The following is a 652-nucleotide window of genomic DNA, read 5'->3' as shown; positions in this document are numbered from 1 at the left end:
GCCTGGACGTGGTCGATCGCCGCCGATCGCTCCACCAGCGACTCCATCCCGTCGGCGGAGACCAGGGCGCCGACCGCGGTGAGCTCCAGGCCCATCGCCTCGGCGGTGATCACGGCGTCGCGGTAGTCGGCCTTCTGGACGGCCATGGTCCGGTTGGCCTTCACCGACTCGGCCAGCGCGACCTGCTTCGCGGTCCGCGCCTGGTCAGCGGCCCACCGGGCGCCGTTCCACGCCTCAGCCGCCTTGGCAGCGCGGATGGACGCCGTCTCCAGGTCCGCGGCGGCCGCGGCGAGCTCGTCCTGGACGAGCTGCACCTTCGTCTTCGCCGTGGTGGCCTGGTCCCGTGCGGCGCGGATGTCGCTCACCGAGGGGGTGTCCGGGTCGGCTGGACCCGAGGGATCAGCCTGCGCCCCGGGGACGAAGACGGCCGCCGTCAGCACCAGCGCAAGAAGACCTGACCCGAGAGTTGGAGTGCGCACTCGCGTCACCGTAGTGCGATTTCGTCACATCCGAAACAAAAATCCCAACATTCTCAGGATTCACCGGCGTGTCGGCTTGACGAACTACAACGGTGTAACTCCTGGGCGGCCCGTCAGTCGACGTCGACGGGCACCTTGGAAGTGGTCGTCGTCGGATGCGAATGCAGGCCCCG

Annotated in this window: 1 protein-coding gene; it reads right to left on the bottom strand. The window is 69.0% G+C overall.

The window, feature by feature from the left end; genetic code table 11:
• Positions 1-479: hypothetical protein (locus ACOADB_RS20730; protein WP_378602891.1), on the bottom strand; the 479-nt coding region annotated here is incomplete at its 3' end.
• Positions 480-652: the final 173 nt, after the last annotated feature.

This window comes from Nocardioides sp. CPCC 206348, assembly GCF_048654705.1.
Classification (GTDB): domain Bacteria; phylum Actinomycetota; class Actinomycetes; order Propionibacteriales; family Nocardioidaceae; genus Nocardioides.
Note: the sequence above shows the minus strand (reverse complement) of the source record. Positions and strands in the feature narration are given on the sequence as shown.